Here is a 20,298-nt window from a genome sequence, read left to right as displayed (position 1 = left end):
CCGGCAAGGTGCTGCAAATGAGTCGGGAGGAAGGCCTGCGACTCTGGATCCCGGACCAGGTATATAAGGATGAAGCAGAATCGGCCAGGGTGATAAAATTCCTGATCGAGCAATACCCGGGCGAACCGGCGCCCCAAAGAAAACCCTTGGTGCTAGGCGTCGAGTTGAAACAAACCGGGGAGCTGATCGGCCATGTCGGATTAAGCCCGGCAGAGAACAGCGTGGAGATCGGATATGCCATAGAGGGAAAGCTTCAGGGAAAAGGCTATGCCACGGAAGCGGTTCGGGCCATGAGTGGCTGGGCGGTCGGGGAATTGGGGCTTCCTGTGGTTTTGGGGATCGTGGCCGTTAAGAACACCGGGTCCTGCAGAGTGCTGGAGAAGGCGGGCTACATCCTGGTCGAAGAAAAAGAAAAAATCATGTTCGGGAAATGCCGTTTATGCAAGGTCTATCGGTATAGCCTGCCCGGTTTCGGAGCCGTTGGGAGGGATTAAATATCCGCCGGATAAGTCCCTGCTTTATACCGGGGCTTTTTTATTGTCATTCCTGTGAAAACAGGAATCCAGGCTTAGTCTTACTTTCTCTTGTGACCAAGAGAAAGTAACAAAGAGAAGTCCTGGGGGCGCTCTAGCTAATGCTTATCAACGTGAATACGAAATACCAGGATCGGTTATTAATCGTATTTCTTTTATCCGATGTCTGATGCCGCAGACCGCCCCCCCGCCATTAGCATGGTGCAGGTATTGGCGGACAGGCCATACCCCGGCCGATCATTTTGGCCCGAACAAAATGACCGGCTTTGGATTCTACCGTGTAAAATTACCAGCTTCCGTTTTTCCGGAGGCGGTTTTAATTTCCGCTTGTTTTTTAACAACGTTTATGGTATCTTTTCTTTGTCAACAAAATATAAATCCGAGGTATAAAAAATGAACAAATTTCTCAAGATATCATTGATCGTCCTGGCGGTCTTTGTTTTCATCTTTATCGCTGCGGGGATCACTTTAAAAATCATGTTCCCCCCGGCCAAGCTGAGGGCCCTGCTGATGCCCAGGATCGAACAGGCGGTGGGGCGGCCGGTCAAGGTGGAAAGCTTCTCCCTTAAGGTATGGACCGGACTGGGCGTCCAGCTCAAGGGCATTGAACTGGCCAATGCCCAGGATTTCGGCCAGCAGCCGATGGTCTCTATCGAATCAGTGACCCTCAAAATAAATCTACTGGCTCTGCTCAAACGCCAGCTGGCGGTCACCAGCCTGACCATCGATAAACCTACAATTCTGATAGAAAAAAGCACCAAAGGCGCCTTCAATTTCGATGACCTTATAAAGGCGGTGCCGGTCGATTCCTCCCAGAAGGCCCCGCCGCCGGGCTCCAGCCCGGTGTCCATCGCCGTTCAATCCTTCAGGATCAACGATGGCAGTTTCATATTCGAAGACAAACAGCTTAAAATGCGGGTCGAAGCTTTGGGCATAAACGAGCAGTTACGGCTGGATGCCGATGCCAAGCTGGAGAACATCCATACCACCGGTTGGATCAAGGTCAAGGAGATCAGGACCACCATGCCGGGCATCAGCCTCAGCCGCATCTACCTCAACGTGGACCACGACATCAGCCTCAACCTGCCCAAAGCGGTGGTCACCATCAACCGCCTGACCGTGGCTCCCCAGGGCATTGCCCTGACCCTGGCCGGCACGGTGTCCGACTTCGACAGCCTGCCGGTGCTGGACCTGGCCCTGCAGACCACAGCCATCGACATGAAGCAGATCTTCGCCGCCATCCCGCCGGAGTTCAAGGCCCAGGCCAAGGATGTCCATGCCACCGGCAAGGTGGAGTTGGGTCTTAAGATCACCGGGCAGATAGACCCCCAGGATCCCAAGTCCAAGCCCAAGGTGGACGGCATGGTGGGCCTGCGCAACATCGGGATAAAATACGCCATGCTGCCCAAATCCATATCCGACGTCAACGGGGAAATCACCTTCACCGAGAACGACCTGGACATCAAAAAGATCTCGGCCAAGCTGGGGACGGCCGGTTTCGAGATGTCCTGCCTGGTCAGGAATTTCGAGGATCCTTACATCAAGGCGGCTTTCAAGGGCAACTTCGACCTGGGCGAGGTCAAGGAATATGTTCCTTTGGAAGAGGGCCTGACCCTGGCAGGGAAGATCAAGGCCGACTTCAAGGTGGACGGGAAAGTCAATGATATCAATACATTTAACATGGACGGCCGGGTGGACATCGAAAAGATCTCCCTGGCCACCAAGGCCCTGATGAAGCCGGTGACCGACCTGAACGGCACCATCCAGCTGACCAAGAATCTTATCAACCTTCCGGACATCTCCTGCCAGATCGGCCGCAGCTCGCTGTCGTTAACCGCCCAGGTCAAGAACTTTTTGAGCCTGGCTCCGGAAATGCCGGCCGCCAAGCCCGGCCAGCCGGCCATCGCCCTGCCCAAGCAGGGCAAGGCGGTCATCACCTTTGCCCTGAATTCGCCGCTGCTGGACCTGGATGAGATGCTGCCGCCGCTTCCCTCCGCCTCCGCCAAGGCTACGGCGGATAAGAAAGCCCCCGTTCAGACGCCTCCGGTGCTGCCGCCTTTGCCGGACTTTTTGATGGACGGCAAGGTACGGATAGCCAAGATCAAATTCCTAAAGATAGATTACGATAACCTGGCCGGAAACCTGTCCATCAATGACCGGAAACTCAATCTGGACGGCCAGGTGGGGATTTACAGCGGGAAGGTGCTGGGCAGTTTGTGGTCCGATCTGAACGATCTCACCAAGATCGAGTACCAGCTGAAAGCCCAGGCCAGCCAGCTGGAGGCCAACGATTTTTTAAGCGCCCTGACCCCGTTCAAGGACCGGATGTTCACCAAGCTGGATATTAACGGCGAGTTCTCGGGGCTGGCCCCGGACACCATCCTGATCAAAAAGACCCTGAAAGGCTCCGGCAGCGCCAGGACCGGCGAGGGGAAGATAATCAACTGGGACCTGCTGGCCAAGGTCTTCGAATACACCAAACTGACCGGCGACAAGGACCTGACCTTCAAGAGCCTGTCCACGGGATTCCGGATTTTGAATGAGAGGTTGTATCTGGATGACCTGAAGCTGGACAGCCGTTTCGGCGATGCCAACCTTACCGGCAGTTCCGGGTTCGACGGCACTTTGGATTACCGGGTGTCCATCAAACTGACCAAGGAGGAATCCGACAAGCTGCGGGCCAGATCTTCGGCCACCAGCCTGTTCTCCGACAAGGACGGCAGGATGGTGCTGGACCTTTTGGTGAAGGGCCCGGCCCAGAAGCCTTCCATCGGCTGGGACACCCAGATGGCCCAGGCCAGGCTCAAAGGCAAGGCTCAGGAGGAACTGGACAAGGCCAAAGCCCAGGCCCAGGCCGAAGCCGACAAAGCCAAGAAAGCCGCCGAGGACAAGGCCAGGAAGGAGGCCGAGGAACTCAAGAAAAAGGCTGCAGATAAGCTGAAAGGGATCTTTGGGGGCCACTGACGATCAAATTATCAATCATTCAGGGGCGGTCTGGAACCGCCCCTTTTTACATTGACAGAGACCAGCCAAAACTGATATTATTCAAGGAACAAGAGATGATATTATGTCGTTATTTTTGGATATCGAAACCGATTTCCATCAAAACATCACCGTCCTCGGATTTTATTCGGAATCCACCGGATTCCAGCAGATAGTAGGAAGGGATATAACCAAGGCCCGAATATCCAGACTTTTGCCGAAGCCGATCATAAAAGATCCCGGAGAGGCAGCGGGCCCGAACCTGAGGGGATTGTACACCTTCAACGGGCATTGTTTCGACCTCCCGGTCATACGGAAACGGCTGGGGCTGGACCTGAGGGAAAAGTATGATTCCATAGACCTGCGATACCTCTGCAAAAAACAAGGGCTGGCCGGCGGGCAGAAGGCCATCGAGAAGATGCTGGGGATCGGGAGGGATCTGCCGGATATGGACGGCCGCGATGCCTTGTATCTGTGGCATAATTATATCGAATACGGCAGCATTGGCTCATTGAACACTTTGCTGGCCTATAACCAGGAGGACGTGATGAACATGGTGAGGATAAAGGAAATTGTGGAAAAAATGTCAAATGCTATTAAACCTTATCAAGTATACGTTGTCTAATCCTGCATAGAGTCTTCATAACCCAAAGAACGGCCCTAGCCGGACAGCCAGCTTCCTCCAGAACTGGCATAAACGGCGAAAGGCCGTTCTAAATAGAGTCCGGTTCGGAGTGCCAAACAATAGATACCGGGCATCTTGACAATGTCCTGTTTTTTGTTTATAATAGAACTGACCGGTCAGTTCTATTATAAATCGGAGTACAAATGCGAACCCTGAACGATAACAAGAAGCTGGACATCCTGAGGGCCGCCGGGAAGGTGTTCCCCCGGAAAGGTTTCCATAAAACATTGATGGACGATGTGGCCCGGGAGGCCAAGATCGGCAAGGGCACCATCTATCGCTATTTTTCCCACAAGGAGGACCTGTTCTTCAGCATATTGGAAAATGCCATGGATGAGATGCACGGCCGGATGATTGCCGCCAGGAAAAAGCGGAACAGCCCGGAAAATAAGGTGGCAGGCATGTTGGAGGCCCTGGCGGATTTTGTGACCGAAAACCGCGCCCTGCTCAACCTGATGCACGAGATAGAGGGCAAGGAGATAATGAAGAGGGTCAAAAAGATCAAGGCCCATAACCATAAGGTGATAAAGGTCCTGGCCGATGAACTGGAGAACGGCGCCAGGGCGGGCAAGTTCAAGCAGGGCGATTATGCCCTGTGGGCCGGCATGATGGCCATGGCCAGCCGGGGGGCATTTCATTCACATCCCGAAATTTCCAAAAGCAAGACCATCAAGAACATAACTGATCTTTTCTTCTACGGCATAGCCAAAAGTTAGGAAACTTTATTTTTCAATAAAACGTAGTTTTTAGCAATAATCAAACCAATAAAGATCAAAGGCAGATGTATGAAAAACCTGTTCCTGATATTGATGCTTTCCTGGGTGCCGGCATCGATGATAACCGCCCAACCGGCCGATCAACTATTGACTGTCGAACAATGCGTGGAGATGGCCCTTAAACAGAGCCCGGATATGGTGCGGGCCCAAAGCAACCTGACCATTGCCGGGGCCGGGCTGCAGACCTCGGTGTCGGGCATCCTGCCGCACATAAACGCCTCCTCCAGCTACGGGCAGAGCGGCCCGGCCACAACTTACGATGCCTTCTATAATGTCGTAGAAGGGGGAAAAAACGAAAGTTACCGGACCTCATTGTCCGCCAGCCAGAGCGTGGTGAATCTCTCCCAGTGGGCGGATATCCTGGGATCGTACCGGTCTCGGCAGGCTGCCAAATCCGGATATCAGCAATCGGTGGCCTCGCTGGTCTATAATGTCAAAGCGGCCTACTACAATCTGGTGAAACTGCAGAAGGCCATGGAGGTGGCCCAGGCCTCGGTCAAGCAGAGCGAGGAGCAGTCCAAGCAGGCCAAACTGATGTACCAGTTGGGATCCATAAGCCAGGCCGACATGCTGAAGATACAGGTGCGCCTGATGCAGAGCAAGATAGATTTGCTGAATGCCCAGAGCGCCCAGCTGACAGGCCGGCAGGCAATAGCCAACATTCTGGGCCTGGCCGGAGAAGTGCGGGTTGGCTCGGAAGTGGCATTCCCGGACACTGCCCAGCAGGCATACACCATAGAATCCCTGGATGACAAGACCATCGAAAGCAACCCCGGCTATCTGTCGGCCCAGAAAAACCACCAAGCCAAGAAATCCTCTGCCTGGTCGGCATATCTTAGCAAGCTTCCATACCTGTCTTTTTCATATAGCTACGGATATTCCGATAGTATGCAATTTGCCAGCAACGACAGCTGGAACGCCCATGATTACTGGAGCGCCAGTCTGGCCCTCAGTTGGAATATTTTTGACGGCACAGCCTCGATGGCCAGGATCAGGCAGGCCAGGGCCCAAGCCAGGGCGGCCGAGGCCGACATGATATCGGCCCGGCAATCGGTCTATTCCGAACTTAAACAGGCGCAGATCGGCCTGAAGACCGCCAAGGAGGCGGTAGCGCTGGTGGGGGACCTGTTGCAGCAGGCCAGCGAGGATTACCGACTGACCAACGAAAAATACAAACTGGGCTCGGCTTCGGTGCTGGACCTGTTGACCAGCCAGCTTACCTACAACCAGTCCCAACAGCAGGCCACCAATGCCCTGTGCGAATATTATCTGGCGGAGGCCAGAACCGCCAAAGCCCTGGGCAAGTGGTGATCTATCCTGCTTACGGAAATATAAAATCGAAAATCAGAACATACAAATGGAGAAAGCCCGATGATCAACTTCAAAAGCAAGAAATTATGGATAATAACCGCGGCATCGCTGTTGGTGGTGATCCTGGTGGTTTCCAATATAGTAAAGGGCACCAAGAAACTGGCCGTCCAATCCGCCCAGGTCAAGAAGGGCGAGATAGTCTCCATCGTCTCGGCTCCGGGAAACGTCAAGGCCGAGACCGAGGTCCAGATATCGGCCTACGTGATGGGCAAGATCAGCCGCCTTCCGGTGAAGGAGGGAGACCTGGTGAAAAAGGGCCAGATCCTGGTGCAGATAGACCCCACCAGCTATGCCGCCCAGGTCAAGCAGGCCCGGGCCAGCCTGGAGCTGGCCAAAGCCAACCTGGCCCAGACCGAACTTATCTATAAACGCAAGCAGGAGCTGTTTGCCGCCGGACTGATATCCCAGGAGGAAAATGAGGCCACTACCACCCAATTCAATCTGGACCGGGCCCGCCTGACCCAAGCCGAAGCCTCGCTGGAGCAGGCCCAGGACACCTACAGCAAGACCACCATCACCTCGCCCATCAACGGCACGGTGGTCCAGCTGAATGTGGAGGTGGGCGAAGTGGTGGTCACCGGGACCATGAACAACGCCGGATCGGTGATCATGGTAGTGGCCGACATGTCCCAGATGGAGGTGGAATCCCAGGTGGACGAGAGCGATGTAAAGGATATCAAAATAGGCCAGCCGGCCGAGATCGAGGTGGACGCCATCATCGGCAAAACATTCAAGGGAGAGGTCTCCGAGGTGGGGAATGCCGCCATCAGCTCGGTCATCTCAAGCTCCAGCAATGCTTCGGTGAATTACACTGTGAAAGTAAGATTCATCGATAGATCGGATGACCTGAAATCCGGAATGTCTGCCAACGTTGATATCACCACGTCCAATAAAAAGGATATTATTCTGATCCCCATCCAGTCGGTGGTTATGCGCAAGGTTGATTCCGAGCGAAAAGCGGCTGAACGCAAGAAAGGCAAAGAGAAGGGCGGAGCCCTGGCCGGGGAAAAGACAAGCGACGGCAAGAAGGCCAAGGAGAAGGAGCAGGAGGTGGTCTATGTCGTGGAGAAAGGGAAGGCGGTGATCATTCCGGTCACCACCGGTATCTCCGACCAGGAAAACATTGAAGTGCTTTCCGGATTATCGGACGGCCAGGAGGTGATCAAGGGGCCGTTCAGCGTGCTGCGGAACCTGAAGCACCACGATAAGGTCAAAGTGACCAAAGATCAGGCTGCCGGGAAACAGGGCAGCCGGGGAAAGTAGGTTGTAAGCCATGATAAAAATGGAAAATCTTTCCAAGGTATATAAGATGGATGGCGTCAAGGTGGAGGCCTTAAAAAAAGTTTCGTTGAACGTCGCGGCTGGAGAGTACGTATCCATCATGGGTCCCTCGGGCTCCGGCAAATCCACCTTGATGAACCTGGTGGGATGCCTGGATACCCCCACCACCGGAAGCTATCATCTGGACGGATTATTGGTATCGGAGATGGATGACGACCAGCTGGCGGCGGTGAGAAACAAGAAGATAGGGTTCGTCTTCCAGACCTTCAATCTGCTGCCTCGCTCTTCGGCCCTGCATAATGTGGAATTGCCCATGCAGTATGCCGGGGTCGATTCCGGGATCAGAAGGGCTAAAGCCATGGCTTCGCTGGAATCGGTGGGGCTGGCCCACCGGGTTCATCACAAGCCTACCGAGATGTCGGGTGGCGAGAGACAGAGGGTTTCCATCGCCCGGGCCCTGGTCAATGATCCCTCGATCCTGTTGGCCGATGAACCCACCGGAAATCTGGACAGCAAGACCGGGGTGGAGATCATGGCTCTGTTCGACCGGCTGCATAAAGAAGGCAAGACGGTGATCCTGGTGACCCACGACCAAAAAGTGGGAGAACATGCCCACCGGGCGGTTCGGATACTGGATGGAGAGATCGTCTCCGATCAAATCATAAGGAAAGGGTAAGGCCATGAATATTTGGGAAGCGGTCAGGCTGGCTTTTGACGCCATCTGGGCCCACAAGCTCCGCTCCGGGCTGACCACCTTAGGCATCATGATCGGAGTGCTGACGGTGATCGGTATGCTGGCTTTGATCGACGGCTTCAATAAGATGATCGCCAAGCAGCTTTCCTCCCTGGGCACCACTACGTTATACGTTCAAAAGCAGGGTCTGGTGATGAGCCATGACGACTGGCTGAATACCAGGGGCCGCAAGAACCTGACCATCGATGACGCCTACGCCGTCAGGGACAATTGTCCCTCGGTGCTACGGGTGGCTCCCATGCTGGACAACATGGCCAGCGTCAAATACGGCAAGCAGGAGGTGCTGGGCACCGAGGTGCACGGCACCACGCCGGAATTCCAGTTCATCGCCGATTATGAGATCATCGACGGCCGGGCCATGTCCAACGTGGACATGACCCACAGCCGCAAGGTGGCCATGCTGGGATCGACAGTGGTGGAAAAGCTTTTCGGCCAGCAGGACCCTCTGGGCAAGGAGATTATCATCAACGGCAACCGGTTCGAGGTGATAGCCCTGCTGGGGAAAAAGGGATCATTCCTGGGCAATGATCAGGATAATATGCTGATCATTCCCATCTCCACCTACCAGAAGATATTCACCGGACAGATCCGCAACCGGGGCCGGGGCGGGTCGGTCACTATAGCTGTCCAGCCGCTTGACGTGGCTCATATCGAACAGGCCAAGGATGAGGTCACCGAGCTGCTGCGCCGCCGGCGCAAGGTGCCGCCCTCCAAACCGGATGATTTCGGCATTGTCACCGCCGACCAGATAATGGGGATCTTCAAGAAGATCACCGCCGGTGTGTTCGGCCTGATGATCGGCGTCACGCTGTTGTCGCTGCTGGTGGGCGGCATCGGGATCATGAACATCATGCTGGTGTCGGTCAACGAGCGGATCAAGGAGATCGGAATCCGCAAGGCCATCGGGGCCCGCAAGAAGGACATCATGCAGCAGTTCATCATCGAAGCGGTGACTCTGTCGCTGGTAGGCGGAGTGACCGGGATGATCCTGGGATTCATTCTGGCCTGGTTGGTCTCTCTGGTGATAAAACTGCCGGCTTCGGTCAGCTGGTGGTCGGTGCTGCTGGGCTTCGGCTTCTCGGCTGCGGTGGGCATATTCTTCGGCTGGTATCCGGCCCAACGGGCGGCCGAGTTGGATCCGATAGAGGCATTAAGATACGAGTGAGACAATATTAATAACCCAGACCTTAAGGTCTGGGTTATTAAATGCACTAAGCGGAATTTATATCTAACGTTTTGAAACCGGTGATTTCAAGGCTACCAAGAAGAGAGTAGTGATTGAATAATCAAATTTTTTCTGTTAAGGGACGGCATATTTGCCGTCCCTTTTGCTATTTGGCTTAAAGATGAAATTTCCGGTATTTTTTTATTGACTTATGGTAAAAAAAGTTATAAACTGTTAAGTATTATATATTTAATAGGATAACCGTTCTATGACGGAAAAAATTGCATCCCGGGAAATTGTAATATTCAACCTGGGTAAAGAAAAGTTTGCACTTTACACCGATCAGGTTAAAAGCATCGAGGAAATGCAGGATATTGTCCCGGTGCCCCTGGCTCCGGAGTATCTCGCCGGGCTTATCAATCTGAGGGGCGAGATAACCACCATTGTCGACCTGCGGAGAAGGCTGCATCTGGTGGAAAACAGCCGGCTCGGACCCGATGTGGTTATAATCATCGTGGATTATAACCAGGAGACGGCCGGGCTGATAGTGGATCGGGTGGACAGCGTGGAGACCATCAAGGCTGTGCCGAAGGATGTTCCCGACAGCATCAAAAAAGCCGCCAACGGGCGATTCTACGACAAGGTGATAGAGATCAACCGGGAAAAAATAATAATACTTAACTTGGATAAAATATTATCTTTGGAGGAGGTTAAATGAGTCGCAAGGTATTAGTGGTGGACGATGCCATCTTCATGAGGACCATGATCTCGGACATCCTGAAAAAGGGAGAGTTCGAGGTCTGCGGCGAAGGCGCCACCGGCGCCGAGGCGGTGGATCAATACCAGAAGCTGAAGCCAGACCTGGTGATCATGGATATCATCATGCCCGACATGGGCGGCATCGAGGCGGTCAAGGCCATCATGCAGATAGATCCCAACGCCCGGATCCTGATGTGCAGCGCCATGGGCCAGCAGGCTTTGGTGGTGGAAGCCATCCAGGCCGGGGCCAGGGATTTCGTGGTCAAACCCTTCCAGCCCTCGCGGGTACTGGAAGCGGCCCAGCGGGCGCTGAAATAACCGCTTCGAGCATCAGGATAACCTGATATCCCGGAGGTTTCGTTGCTAGCGAAGGACCGGGAATAGGGGTATTCCATGGATACCGCAAAATACATAAATCTGTTCGTGGCGGAGACCAGGGAGCACCTGGTCAGCCTGAACCAGGCGCTATTGTCCCTGGAGAAGAAGCCCGACGAGAGCTCCCAGCTGGACGAGATCTTCCGTTCCATGCACACCATCAAGGGCATGGCGGCCTCCATCGGACTGGATTTCATCGCCGATCTTACCCACAAGGGCGAGGATCTGCTGGACAAGATGCGCCGCCGTCAGACGGCGGCCGCTTCCGAGGAGATAGATCTGATCTTTTCGGTATTGGATTTTCTGGAGGAAGCGGTGGGATTGGTGGCGGCCGGGAAACAGCCGGACCAGAGCCTCACCCAGCGATGCCGGGAGCTGGTGGGTCAGATTGTGGGTTTGACCGCCGTGACCCCTGAGGCGGCCCCGGCCAAGGTAGCCTCCAACGGGGGCAGCGATTTTAAGAGGATCAATCCCCTTAAAACCGACAATTCCCATGTCTTCAAGATCCGGATATTGCTGGAGCAGGATGTCTCCCTCAAATCGGCCCGGGCCTTTTTGATACTGCATACCCTGGAGAGGATCGGCCGGGTGGCCTATACCGTGCCGGAGAGGCATGACCTGGAATCGGAGAAATTCGACCGGGGCTTCACCATCTTCCTGGTTACCGACCAGGAGGACCAGGAGGAGTTGAAGAACGATGTCACCTGCGCCGATGTCGAGGACATCCAGATCGAGGAAGTGCGGGAGGAGAGCGCCGAGGAAGCGCTGGAGAGAAAAACCATCGGAGCTTTCGTCCAGCTGGCCCAGGAGAAGGCCAAGGACGTCAAGGTCAGCGTGGCCCGGCTCGACAGCCTGATGAACCTGGTGGGCGAGCTGGTGGTGTGGCGCGAGAGGTTGAAACAGCTGGCCGTTCAGAACGGAGATCCGGCCATTCAGGACGGGGTGGACAAGATCGCCCAGATAGCCTCCGACCTTCAGCAGGAGGTGCTGACCGCCCGATTGGTGCCGATGTCCGAGGTGCTGGACCGTTTTCCCCGGGTGGTGCGGGATGCCGCCAAGGGGCTGGGCAAGGAGATCGATTTCACGGTGCAGGGCCGGGAGCTGGAGATGGACCGCGCCATCCTGCAGATGCTTTCCGAGCCGGTGATCCACCTGCTGAGAAACGCGGTGGACCACGGCATCGAGCTGCCGCACCAGCGGAAGCAGGCCGGCAAGTCGCAGCTGGGCTCGATAACCCTGACCGCCCTGAAACAGAAGGACCAGGTCCTGATCAAGGTGGTCGACGACGGCCAGGGCTTTGATCTGGAACGGATCCGCCGCAAGGTGATAGACAACGGGCACCTGACGGCGATCCAAGCCGCGGAATTGGCCGACCAGCAGTTGTATGAATACCTGTTGCTGCCGGGATTTTCCACCGCCGACAAGGTCAGCGAGCTGTCGGGGCGAGGGGTGGGGCTGGATGTGGTCAAGCGCCGGATCGAGGAGATGGGCGGCAGCTTCGCCATGGACAGCCGGCCCGGCCAGGGATCGGTTTTTACCATCACGGTCCCGTTGAGCCTGGCCATCATCCGGACCCTGCTGATCTCGGCCGATGACCAGACCTACGCGGTCCCCATAACCCAGGTCAAGGAGATCACCAATATCAAGCAGAAGGCCCTGAAAACACTGCATGGCAAGAGGCTGCTGCAGTTCCGGAACCGGGTGATCCCGGTGGTGCGGCTGGCCAGCGTCATCGGGCTTTCTCCGGAGACCGGCATCGGCGAAGGGCCGGCCCTGATCGTGGATCGCCAGGGGGCGGAGCTGGCGCTGCTGTTCGACTCCATGATCGGCCAGCAGGAGATCGTGGTCAAGCCGCTGTCCCGTTTCGTCAAAGGGATCAAAACCTTCAGCGGGGCCACCATCGGACGGGAGGGCCGCCCCATGCTGATCCTGGATCTCAACAATATAGCGGTCTGATAAAAAAGACAATCAATACATCGGCGATATAGAGAGGGTAGAAAGATGGAACTTAACGAACTGGGAGCGATACAACTGGACGCCCTGAAGGAGGTGGCCAATATCGGGGCCTGCCATGCGGCCACCGCCCTGTCGGAGCTGACCAACGAGAAGGTGCTGGTCAATGTTCCGGTGATCAGGATCAACCCCATCGAGGAGATCTTCAATATGGCCGCCAAGCCCAACGAGGTGGTGGCCGGGGTGCTGATCTATTTCCTGGGCGACATGACCGGCCGAACCCTGCTGATGTTCCCCCAGGAGGCGGCCTGGCACCTGACCGACTGCCTGCTGAGAAAGCCGGTGGGCAGCACCACCGGGATCGGGGAGCTGGAGGAATCGGCCCTCAAGGAGGTGTCCAACGTCCTGACCTGCGCCTACATGAACGCCCTGGGCGACCTGCTGGGCCTGGTGATGGTCCCCTCGGTGCCCAGCATGACGGTGGACATGGCCTCGGCGGTGCTGGACGCGGTGTCGCTGGATTTCGGCAACGACAAGGACCTGGTGGTGTGCATCGAGACCGAATTCCGTTTTGTGGAAAAGAACGCCGTGCTGCACGGATATTTCCTGCTGCTGCCGGATCCCGACTCGCTGGGGGTGATACTGAAGGCCATCCATCTGGGGTAAACAAAAATATTCATGAGGATCCGGATTTTATAAAATGGAACACGCTGAAGAAAAAAACATCCCCCCGGTCAGCCCAGAGGAGCAGAAGATACTGCGGGGCTTCCGAAGCCGGATAGACGCCGGCGACGCTTCGGCCCATAACAACCTGGGGGTGGTCTATTTCAACAAGGGCATGTATGCCGAGGCGGTGGAAGTGCTGCAGATGGCCTTGGAGATCGACCCCCAGAACGTTCTGGCCAGAAGCAATCTGGAGGTGGTCTACCGCAAGAGCGGCTATTACCGGGATGAGATCCAGCAGGCCGAGGAGGCTTTGAAGAAAAGCCCCGATGCCAACGCCTACTTCCGGCTGGCCGAGGCGTTGCGCAACACCGGGCAGTACAAGTCGGCCATCGCCAACTACCAGAAGGCGGTGGAGCTCAAGCCCGGCGACATGCTGGCCTACCTCTACCTGGGGCTGACCCTGAAACAGCAGGGGCAGTTCAACGAGGCGGTGGAGATATACCAGCAGGCCCTGAAGCTGGATCCCGATTCATACGTCATTCACACCGGGCTGGGGGAGATCTATTACAACCTGGGCCTGCTGGACCAGTCCATCAACCAGCTGGAGACCGCCATCAAGATCAACCCCGGGGGCTCGGAGGCCCACTTCCTGCTGGGCTTCACTTACGGCGAGAAGGGCCTGCTGGAAAAGGCCATCGAGGAATCCCGCCAGGCCATCGCCCTCAATCCCAACTATTCCAAGGCCCAGGTCAACCTGGGGATCGATTACTACAGCCAGGACCTGCTGACCGAGATCAAGCGCCATTCGGAGGATCAGGTGCAGGTGTCCCCGGACGGATTCATGACCCACTACAATCTGGGGGTGGGCTTCCGGCGCAAGGGGCTTTTCAAGCAGGCCCTCAAGGAGTTCGAGCTGGCGCTGTCCCTGGAGGGGGAGAACCGGATCGTCCATAAGGAGGTGGGCGAGATCTACCTGTTCATGGGCCAGAACCAGAAGGCCATCGAGGCCTATAAAAAGGCCCTGGAGTTCGATCCCGACAACGCCAAACTTTACAACGACACCGGCCTGGCCTATCACCGGATGGGGGCCTCGGCCGAAGCGGTCAAGTGGTACCAGCGGGCCCTGGATTCCGATCCCGGCTATGTGGTCAGCTTGAACAATCTGGGGATCGCTTATGTCTACCAGGAGCAGCAGCAGCTGGCCGAGGAGACATTCCGGAAGGCGGTGGCCAGGATGCCGCAGTACGGCGACGCCCACTTCAACCTGGGCCTGCTGTACGCCAAGCAGGGCAAGGACGAGCTGGCCATGTCCGAATACCAGGAGGTGCTCAAGCTGAACCAGGATTCGGCCCTGGCCCACAACAACATCGGCCTGCTTTATCTCAAACAGAAATCGTACACCGAGGCCCTGGCCCAATTCGAGCATTGCATCAAGCTGGATTCGGATTTTGCCGAGGCCTATTACAACCTGGGATTCGCCCTGGCGGCCCAGGAGAAATATCAGGAATCTCTGGCCGCCACCAAACGGGCCATGGAACTCAAATCATACTACACCGGCGGCTCCTTCAAGCTGGGCATCGACTTCTACGTGGACGACCCGGAGCTGCTGATCCTGGACGGCTGGCAGGGCTCCGGCCAGGAGCAGGGCACCACCGTGGCCCAGGATATCTTCGGCGGGGTGCTGGAGGAGGCCTCCATCCGGACCAAGGCCAGCAAATGGGACGAGGCTACCCTGGAGTCGGACATCGAGAGCCTGAAAAAACTCCGGGCCGAGGGCAAAAGCGGCGAGCTGAAGAAGAAGGCCAAGGCCATCCTGGAACAGCAGCCCCAGAACCAGCTGGCCCTGGAGAGCCTGGCCCAGCTGGCGATGGACGAGAAGCAGGGGGCCGAGGCCATAGTCAGATACGGGGTGCTGGCCAAGCTGAACCCGGAGCAGAAGGATTTCAAGATCGGTCTGGCCCGGGCCCACTTGATGCAGGGCGACAGCGACCAGGCCATCGCCATCCTGCGCGAGGAGATCGCCGCCCGGCCGGAGGATGTGGAGCTGATGTCCCAGCTGGGCCGGATATATCTGGAACGCTGTGACTACCAGGATGCCAGGGTCTGCTACGAGAACGCCCTGAAGATCAATCCCTCCGACATCTCGCTGTTCCTGGGGCTGGGGGAGATCTTCGCGGTGCAGAACGAGCCGGAGGAGGCCATCATGGCCTACCGCCAGGTGATAAAGTTGAACCCCAAACTGCCCCAGGGCTATTACCAACTGGCCCAACTGTACATCTCCCAGGACAAGCTGGAGCAGGCGGTGGAGGAGTTCAAGAAAGCGGTGATCAACAGCCCGGCCCATCTGGACTCGCATCTGGCGCTGGGCGAAACCTACGTCAAGCTGGGCCAGCTGGACAAGGCCGCGGTGGAGTATGCCCTGTCGGCCAAGATCTCCCCCGATTCGTTTAACGCCAAACTGGGGCTGGCCCAGCTGGCGGTCAAGGCCGGCCAGCCCGACAAGGCCTACCAGCTATGCCAGGAATTGATGCAGAGCCACGGAGACCAGCCCGAGCTGTACATGCTGTGGGGCAGGCTGCTGGCCCAGCGGGGCAAGACCCGGGACGCGGTGGAGGCCTGGCAGAAGGCCATCTCTTTTACAAAAGATGAGGCCCTGAAGGCCCTGGCCGGAAAGGCCATCGAAACCGCCATGCAATGGGAGCAGGTGGCGGGGGGAAGGTAAGCCGGGAATTCAGAATTTAGAATTATGAATTTGGAATTTGGGTCGTTGCCAGAAGGCCAGTGCCCTGACAAATAAGAATATAAAAACCAGAACCAGGGGAAATCTCTTCGAATGAACCTGGTCATACCAACAGTCGGCAAATATTTTATTTTTAACTTTTAATATTTTATTTTAAAACATGGCGATCGAAGGCCCCATAAAAGAACTCAGCCTGATGGACCTGTTCCAGCTGCTGGCCATGTCCCGCAAATCCGGGGTTCTGACCCTGGACTGCACCCGGAACGTGGGCCAGGTGTTCTTCGTCTCCGGGAACATCATCCGCAGCACCCTGCAACAGGGGCAGGAGAAGCTGGGGCAGATGATGCTGTCCTCCGGCAAGCTCAGCAAGGACCAGCTGGACATCCTGCTCAAGGAGCAGGCCAGCGCCAAGCAAAAAAAGAAGATCGGCGCTTTGGCGGTGGTGCGCGGCTTTGCCACCAAGAACGCGGTGGGGGCCATGCTGAAGACCCAGGTGGAGGAGACGGTCTCCACCATCATGAGCTGGCAGGAGGGCTATTTCCGGTTCGAGGACATGGAGCTGGTCCCCGACCCCGACCTGGCCTTCGTCCAGATCACCGAGAACGTGATCATGGAGGTCTCCCGCCGGCTGGACGAGTGGTCCAAGATCCAGTCCAAACTGCCGGACCTGGATATGGTGCTGACCCTGGCCCCGGGCAGCGACCTGACCTCGGCCCGGCTGGACCTGAGGCCGGAGGAGTGGCTGATCCTGGCCAATATCGACGGCCAGAAAACAGCCCGTCAGGTGATAGCCTCGGTGGGGGGGCGGGAGTTCGAGACCGCCAAGGTCATCTATGGCCTGTGCGCCACCGGCCTGGTAAAGGCCACCGCCCTGAAAGGCCCGTTGTCGCTGGATATTCAGGAGCCGGTGATGGATCCGATAAAAACGGGCCTGGAGCTGATCAAGAAAGACCAGCTGGAGAAGGCCATCGAGACCTTCTCCGAGATCCTGATCAAGGAGCCGGATTCTCCGCTGGCCCATCTCTATCTGGCCGAGGCTTATTTCAAGACCGAGTCCTTCGACGAGGCCATCATGGAATACAAACTGGCCAGCCAGGGCCGGGACGACAACCCCGAGATCAACTACTGCCTGGGCTTTGCCTACGCCAAGATCGGGCGGCTGGAGCTGGCGGTGGAGAGATGGGAGCGGTTCCTGTCATTTTCACACGATGATAAAAGGGCCGGGAAGATCCGGGAGCTGGTGGACCTGGCGGTGAGATGGGCCGAGGGATTGGAGGAGAAGGCCGCCGTGGCCGACGGACGGCAGACCATGGCCGGCTTCGATAAACCGGCGGAGCCCGCCCCGGAGCTGAGCCCCGAGGTGAAAGCCTGGCTGGAGAGGATGAAAAAACTTAAAGAGCGAAGATTGCCGATAATGGGGGAATAGGGGGTCGCCGGCGGGCATCAACCAAGATCCGCCAAAATACAAAGCATTAAAAATAATTTCGGTGCACTATGTCATCAGATATGTCTTCGGACAGCCCTAAAGATTTCCCGGATCAGGTGGTCGATGATCCCTCCTCGCTGCTGTTCGGCTCCCTGGCCGACTTCTACCGCGAGAACGGCCTGTATCAGGAGGCCATCAACATCTGCCTGAGCGGGTTGGAATCGCATCCCGACAACATCGAGGGCCGGCTGGTGCTGGCCCAGTGCTACAAGGGGATCAACGATACCGAGAAGGCCCGGGCCGAGCTGACCAAGATCCTTTCGGTCCGGCCGGAGAATTCCCTGGCCAAAAAGGTCCTGGCCGAGCTGGACAGACCCGGCCAGCCCGAACCGAGATCTCCCGAGATCGCCGCTATTCCGGCCGGGGAAGATCCGAACCCACCCGAAAAGATCGAAATAGAAATGCCGGTGATAGAGGAGCCGAGGGCTCCGGAAGACATTTCGCAGGCGGCCATCCCTGGGGAGCCGGCATTGGTCGATCCGGCCGATTTCCACCAGGGAGCCCAGGCCATGATGGCTCTGGCCGCCCAGGCGGCCGAAAAACCCAAGATGGAATTCGTGCCACCGGAACCTGTCAGCGAGTCCGGTCCGGCGGAGATCATCTCTGACCCGACTCCGGAGAAAAATTCTAAACCTCGGGAGGAGGCCGACCCCAAAACCATGACAGCCTTCGGCCGGATCCTCAACGAGATCATCCAGACCCCCCAGGTCTTTGCCAGCCTGCTGGTGGATGAGTCCGGCTTTCCGGTGGCCAGCGCCTTCGCTCCGCAGGCCGCCGGGGTCGACGAGGAATCCTCCGGGGCCCTGTCATCGCTGGTGTTCTCCACCGCCTCACAGGCCATGCATAAGATCAAGCTGGGCCAGCTGGAACGGGCGGTGATAGACACCAGGAACGAAAAGATCTTCCTCAACCGGGTGGGCGGCCAGGTGCTGATGGTGACCGCCGAGAGCTCGGCCAAGACCGGCCTGGTGGCGGTTAACATCAAGCGGGCCATCGAGCGGATAAAGAACCTGTCATCTTAAAATAACTTGAACAGGGTTTGAGCATAAAATGAAGAACATATTGAACCAGATAAACGACATCCCCGGGGTCAGGGGCAGCCTGGTGATAGACAAGGAAGGGCTGGTGATCGCCTCCAACATCATGTCCGGCCTGGAGGAGCGGACCATCAGCGCCATGGTGGCCTCCATCTTCAACCAGGTGGTCAAATCGCTGGCCCGGGGGGAGGAAGAGCAGATCTACGGGGTGCAGCTGCTGGCCAGCGAGGGCAACATCATCTTCCTGTGCGCCCAGCACTGCATCCTGATCGTGATCACCGAGGCCGGGGCCAATATCGGCCTGGTGTCCATAAAAATGAAGGCCAGCCTGGAACACTTGATGGATATGCTATGACCAACATTCAGTACGTCCTTTCGGAGGAGATCAACCAGGCGGTGGAGGCCTCCATGGGCCGCTACCTCAAGGACAGCCGGGCCAGCTGCGCCCTGTTGCTGGCCAAGAGCGGGCACCTGATAAGCCTGGCCGGGTTCACCGCCAATTTCAACGTCCAGTCCATCGCCGCCCTGATCGGCGGGATCTTCACCTCCACCCAGGCCCTGGCCAAGGTGGTGGCCGAGGAGAAGTTCAAGGTGATGTTCCAGGAGGGCAAGACCTGGAACGTGTATTTCTGCCTGATAGCCGACCAGTTCATCCTGGCCACCATCTTCGACAAATCCACCGTGGTGGGCATGATCCGGCACGCCGCCGGGGAGGCTGAGCGGGAGCTGTCCCCGGTGCTGGCCAGGGCCATCGTGTCCGATACCGACCAGGCGGCCCGGGATCTTTCGGAAAAAATGGACCGGCAGCCTTCAGACGCCCCGGGCCAGCCGGGGGCCCAGGAGGAGGCCCTGCCCGATTTCAACCAGGCGGTGGAGGATGCCCTGTCCAAACTGTTCTCCTAGCTCGAGATTGTTATTAACCTGAGCACTTAATTAATTGCATAACGGTCGATGAAAAACGAATTTATTCTATAAGGAAACCAGGAATTGCAGGAATCAATCGGGGTTTCCCTGGTTTATAGTATTCATGATTTCATGGATTCCTAATAAAAACGAAACTTAGATAGAGCCCTCATTAATAACTGCGGAGACGCAGAGAAAATAAATCAGAAATCGATAATATTTACCTTAAATGTCTTTAATTAACTATTCATCAAAAGAGATCACCTGCAAGATCGTCTATTACGGTCCGGGCCGCTGCGGCAAGACCACCAATCTGCAGTACATCTACAGCAAGATCCCGGATATCAAACGCAGCTCCATGGTCAGCCTGGCCACCGAGAAGGACCGGACGCTGTTCTTCGACTTCCTGCCTCTGGAGCTGGGGGACATTGCCGGGTACAAGACCCGGGTCCAGCTGTACACCGTTCCCGGCCAGGTGTTCTACAACTCCACCCGGAAGCTGGTGCTGCAGGGGGCCGACGGGATAGTATTCGTGGCCGACTCCCAGGTGGATCTGTGGCAGGAGAACCTGGAGAGCCTGGCCAATCTGCGGGACAATCTGGGCATACTGGGAATGGACATCAACAAAGTGCCCATGGTGATGCAATACAACAAAAGGGACATGCCGAACATAGTCCCGGTGGCCGAAATGGACCACGCCCTGAATTCAAGAAAGGTTCCCCATTACGAAGCGGTGGCCACCACCGGAGCCGGGGTGTTCGACACCCTCAAGGCCGTCTCCGCCCTGGTGCTGCAGTCGCTCAGCGCCAAATACCGAAGATAAACTCAAGGA

Annotated in this window: 18 protein-coding genes (1 of these 18 cut by a window edge); all 18 read left to right on the top strand. The window is 56.6% G+C overall.

Features of this window, described 5'->3' with window-relative positions; translation table 11 throughout:
- On the top strand, nucleotides 1–494 hold the 3' portion of the coding sequence (locus tag A2273_01105; GenBank protein ID OGF06837.1) for a hypothetical protein. Its footprint begins 91 nt before the window's first position; the window shows 494 of its 585 coding nt (coding positions 92–585); its start codon lies off the left edge, out of view; it ends in the stop codon at nucleotides 492–494.
- Nucleotides 495–926: 432 nt separating this feature from the next.
- A complete protein-coding gene (locus A2273_01100; protein OGF06836.1) occupies nucleotides 927–3,497 on the top strand; it encodes a hypothetical protein in 2,571 nt (856 codons plus the stop codon).
- A 103-nt stretch (nucleotides 3,498–3,600) separates the two neighbouring features.
- Nucleotides 3,601–4,140, top strand: a complete 540-nt coding sequence (locus tag A2273_01095; GenBank protein ID OGF06835.1) for a hypothetical protein — start codon at nucleotides 3,601–3,603, stop codon at nucleotides 4,138–4,140.
- A 203-nt stretch (nucleotides 4,141–4,343) separates the two neighbouring features.
- The gene (locus tag A2273_01090; protein OGF06834.1) at nucleotides 4,344–4,916 is read left to right on the top strand and encodes a hypothetical protein; all 573 of its coding nucleotides are present in this window, start codon (nucleotides 4,344–4,346) and stop codon (nucleotides 4,914–4,916) included.
- A gap of 69 nt (nucleotides 4,917–4,985) precedes the next feature.
- A complete protein-coding gene (locus A2273_01085) occupies nucleotides 4,986–6,287 on the top strand; it encodes a hypothetical protein (protein ID OGF06833.1) in 1,302 nt (433 codons plus the stop codon).
- A gap of 60 nt (nucleotides 6,288–6,347) precedes the next feature.
- Nucleotides 6,348–7,610 carry a hypothetical protein gene (locus A2273_01080; protein OGF06832.1) on the top strand — a complete coding sequence of 421 codons (1,263 nt, stop codon included), beginning with the start codon at nucleotides 6,348–6,350 and terminating at the stop codon, nucleotides 7,608–7,610.
- Nucleotides 7,611–7,620: 10 nt separating this feature from the next.
- The gene (locus A2273_01075; protein ID OGF06831.1) at nucleotides 7,621–8,304 is read left to right on the top strand and encodes a macrolide ABC transporter ATP-binding protein; all 684 of its coding nucleotides are present in this window, start codon (nucleotides 7,621–7,623) and stop codon (nucleotides 8,302–8,304) included.
- Between the two features lie 4 nt (nucleotides 8,305–8,308).
- Complete coding sequence (locus tag A2273_01070) at nucleotides 8,309–9,547, top strand: hypothetical protein (GenBank protein OGF06830.1); 1,239 nt, start codon at nucleotides 8,309–8,311, stop codon at nucleotides 9,545–9,547.
- Nucleotides 9,548–9,815: 268 nt separating this feature from the next.
- Nucleotides 9,816–10,265 (top strand): hypothetical protein, encoded by a 450-nt coding sequence (locus A2273_01065; GenBank protein ID OGF06829.1) that lies wholly within the window; start codon nucleotides 9,816–9,818, stop codon nucleotides 10,263–10,265.
- On the top strand, nucleotides 10,262–10,624 hold the full coding sequence (locus A2273_01060) for a two-component system response regulator (protein OGF06828.1): 363 nt from the start codon (nucleotides 10,262–10,264) through the stop codon (nucleotides 10,622–10,624). The genes A2273_01065 and A2273_01060 overlap by 4 nt, the downstream gene beginning before the upstream one ends.
- Before the next feature lie 75 nt (nucleotides 10,625–10,699).
- On the top strand, nucleotides 10,700–12,637 hold the full coding sequence (locus A2273_01055; GenBank protein OGF06827.1) for a hypothetical protein: 1,938 nt from the start codon (nucleotides 10,700–10,702) through the stop codon (nucleotides 12,635–12,637).
- A 45-nt stretch (nucleotides 12,638–12,682) separates the two neighbouring features.
- The gene (locus A2273_01050) at nucleotides 12,683–13,300 is read left to right on the top strand and encodes a hypothetical protein (protein ID OGF06826.1); all 618 of its coding nucleotides are present in this window, start codon (nucleotides 12,683–12,685) and stop codon (nucleotides 13,298–13,300) included.
- Between the two features lie 34 nt (nucleotides 13,301–13,334).
- Complete coding sequence (locus A2273_01045; GenBank protein ID OGF06825.1) at nucleotides 13,335–16,022, top strand: hypothetical protein; 2,688 nt, start codon at nucleotides 13,335–13,337, stop codon at nucleotides 16,020–16,022.
- Between the two features lie 214 nt (nucleotides 16,023–16,236).
- Nucleotides 16,237–17,466 carry a hypothetical protein gene (locus A2273_01040; protein OGF06824.1) on the top strand — a complete coding sequence of 410 codons (1,230 nt, stop codon included), beginning with the start codon at nucleotides 16,237–16,239 and terminating at the stop codon, nucleotides 17,464–17,466.
- Nucleotides 17,467–17,546: 80 nt separating this feature from the next.
- Entirely contained in the window at nucleotides 17,547–18,548 is a 1,002-nt protein-coding gene (locus tag A2273_01035; GenBank protein OGF06823.1) for a hypothetical protein, read from the top strand.
- Between the two features lie 28 nt (nucleotides 18,549–18,576).
- Entirely contained in the window at nucleotides 18,577–18,918 is a 342-nt protein-coding gene (locus tag A2273_01030; GenBank protein OGF06822.1) for a hypothetical protein, read from the top strand.
- A complete protein-coding gene (locus A2273_01025) occupies nucleotides 18,915–19,466 on the top strand; it encodes a hypothetical protein (protein ID OGF06821.1) in 552 nt (183 codons plus the stop codon). Before A2273_01030 ends, A2273_01025 begins: the two co-directional genes overlap by 4 nt.
- A 229-nt stretch (nucleotides 19,467–19,695) precedes the next feature.
- Complete coding sequence (locus A2273_01020; protein OGF06820.1) at nucleotides 19,696–20,289, top strand: gliding-motility protein MglA; 594 nt, start codon at nucleotides 19,696–19,698, stop codon at nucleotides 20,287–20,289.
- The last annotated feature ends 9 nt before the right edge of the window (nucleotides 20,290–20,298 follow it).

It is taken from the genome of Candidatus Edwardsbacteria bacterium RifOxyA12_full_54_48, assembly GCA_001777915.1.
Lineage (GTDB): Bacteria > Edwardsbacteria > AC1 > AC1 > EtOH8 > UBA2226.
Note: the sequence above shows the minus strand (reverse complement) of the source record. Positions and strands in the feature narration are given on the sequence as shown.